Below are 2,352 nucleotides of genomic sequence, written 5' to 3' on the forward strand. Positions count from 1 at the left end.
GTAAACGTAATATAGTAAAGTGTATTTAAAAATCCCGTAATCATCCTGCATAGTTAAGGATGATGGCGGGATTTGTTAATAGTTTGCGCGGCAGTTCGCTTGAACAGTTTCGTTCCATGGCAAATAAGCTGCTAACGCAGCTGGCGTTTGGATAGACAGGTTGGGGATTTTTTCAAAAAGATGAATCAGATATTTTCGGGGATCTAAGCTATTTTCTATAGCTGTTCGAATAATACTCAAAATGATCCCTGCGGATTTTGCCCCCTGTTCACTTTTGGAAAACAACCAATTTTTTCTACCCAGAACGAGCTCTTTAATCGCTCGTTCTGCACGATTATTTGACAGCTCTAAGCGCCCATCTTCTAAAAAAGTACAGAGTCCTTCTTTATAGTTTAAGGCGTATTCAATCGCTTTACCGATTTTCGAATTGGGTAGGACGCATAAATCGGTTGCCCAAGAAAAGAACTCTTCCACAATCGGTTTGATCCAACGTTTGCGCTGCTCTTGTCGTTCATTCGCATCCAAGTGAGCCAATTTTCTTTCTTCTTTAAACAAGAGATTGCAGTACTTTTCTCCAGTTAGTGCATGGCTGTATTTAGAAGGCTGTGAGCCAATAGCTTCATGAAATTTTCTACGAACGTGAGCCCAACAATAGGCGTTTTTTACCTCTCGCAGTTTTCCGTAAGCCGTATACCCATCGCTATGCAAATAGCCAGTAAACTCCTTCAAAAATTGTTGAGGTAATTCATGTTTGCGTGAGAGCTCGTGTTGGTAGAGGATGATGGGGTACTTCTCTGATTTTCCAGAGAGATAGACCCAAAAATATGTTTTTTCGTTTCTCGCATCAATCACTCGGTAAGGTGTCTCATCCGCATGGAGAACACGTTGTTTATGAAGTTCTTGTTTCAAAACTTCATAAACAGGTGCTAATACATACTCTGTTGCTAAAAGGTGCCAGTTGATAATCTTTTGACGATCTAATGGAAAACCAAAGGCTTTCCATTCGTTCTCTTGCCGGTAGGCAGGAACTTTCTTCACGTACTTTTCAATCATTGTTTGAGCGACCATCGTGGGACTGCCAAAACTATTGTTAATTAATGGCTTAGGAACGGGAGCTTTTTTAATCACTGTCGTCTCAGTTTCTTTTTCACATGCGTGACATTTATAAGCATGCTGGTGAAAAACAGTTTTTTCGATGTGGGCAGGAATAAACAAAGGTTCCTCACGAACAACCGTCGAACCAATATCGATCATGTCAGCCCCGCATGTCTCACAAAGACAGGCTTCGCCTTCCAACCGATAATGTTGATGATTCTCTGGTAACTGAGATAAAGACAACGCTTTTTTCCCTTTGGATTTTGTTCGTCGAAATCCTTTGACTTCAATTATTTCCTGGCTTTCTTGTCCAGTGTGCTCTGGTTCATTAAAAGACTCTTTATCAAACAAGTTGGTCTGTCCATCCACAAAAGGCGTATCTTCTTTTTTCGCCCATACATTTGTCTTTGGATACTAAAGAGTTGTTCTTGCAGGTATTGAATCTGATCAATAGCCATGGTTAATTGTTCCGTCAATTCTTTATTTTTCTTTTCTAATATCTTGTTATGTTTAACCATAGTATTTCCTTTTTTAGACACTGATTACCACCTCTTTCTGTATTTATATCTTGTTATTATTATACCATTTTTTCGCGCGAAAAAGTAGTGAAAAACGCATGAAATCAACGTTTTCTACTACTTTAATAGAAAGCACCCTTGGTGCTGGAATGAATCGTTTTCTTCTCTTCGATCGAAAAGCCTGTAAGCAGTCGCTTCAACTGCCGGACATTTAACTGTTTAATTTCTGATGTGTGTTTTGGCCATTGAAGTCGGCCGTTTTCAAACCGTTTGTACAATAATAGAAAGCCGTCGCCTTCCCAGTAAAGTGCTTTAAAACGATCAGACTTTGTCCCACAAAAAAGAAAGAGTGCTTGATCAAAGACATCCAGTTGATACGTTTCTGTGACGAAGGCCGCCAGTCCATCGATCCCTTTTCGTAGATCGGTCTTCCCGCAAACGATAAAGATATTAGGTACGTGAGTGAAGTCGAGAAGCATGGATGCTCAACTCCTTCATGATCGTTGCCAAAATATATTTGTCCGTTCCATTGTAGATATAGGCTTCGGCTTGTCCCAATTTCACTCGAGCAGCGAGTTTTGATTTCGCTGGAGGAGTTGGTGACATTGGTGGGTTTCGATCCACGATCTGAATAGGTACGATTTCTTTTTTCTCCATAGTGTGCCTCCTGTAAGTTGATACAGTAAGTTTAGCAGTCGGAGAAGGAGAAAACGAGACGCTTTAGTATATGACGCTTACG

The 2,352-nt window shown here is 40.4% G+C and carries 3 protein-coding genes; all 3 read right to left on the reverse strand.

Translation table 11 applies throughout. From position 1 onward, the window contains the following. Positions 1 to 75: 75 nt before the first annotated feature. A complete protein-coding gene (gene tnpC / locus KQI58_RS22275) occupies positions 76 to 1,464 on the reverse strand; it encodes an IS66 family transposase (protein ID WP_216411123.1) in 1,389 nt (462 codons plus the stop codon). Between the two features lie 271 nt (positions 1,465 to 1,735). Continuing rightward, positions 1,736 to 2,092 carry an IS66 family insertion sequence element accessory protein TnpB gene (gene tnpB / locus KQI58_RS22280; protein ID WP_216411124.1) on the reverse strand — a complete coding sequence of 119 codons (357 nt, stop codon included), beginning with the start codon at positions 2,090 to 2,092 and terminating at the stop codon, positions 1,736 to 1,738. Next, positions 2,064 to 2,270, reverse strand: coding sequence for a hypothetical protein (locus KQI58_RS22285; protein ID WP_216411125.1), 207 nt, complete (start codon positions 2,268 to 2,270; stop codon positions 2,064 to 2,066). The genes tnpB and KQI58_RS22285 overlap by 29 nt, the downstream gene beginning before the upstream one ends. Positions 2,271 to 2,352: the final 82 nt, after the last annotated feature.

It is taken from the genome of Enterococcus raffinosus (assembly GCF_018917525.1).
In the GTDB taxonomy this organism is placed as follows: domain Bacteria; phylum Bacillota; class Bacilli; order Lactobacillales; family Enterococcaceae; genus Enterococcus_A; species Enterococcus_A raffinosus_A.

Coding starts and splice junctions, on each gene's coding strand:
- tnpB (WP_216411124.1), bottom strand. CDS start 2,092: ATGCTTCTCGACTTCACTCACGTACCTAATATCTTTATCGTTTGCGGG.
- KQI58_RS22285 (WP_216411125.1), bottom strand. CDS start 2,270: ATGGAGAAAAAAGAAATCGTACCTATTCAGATCGTGGATCGAAACCCA.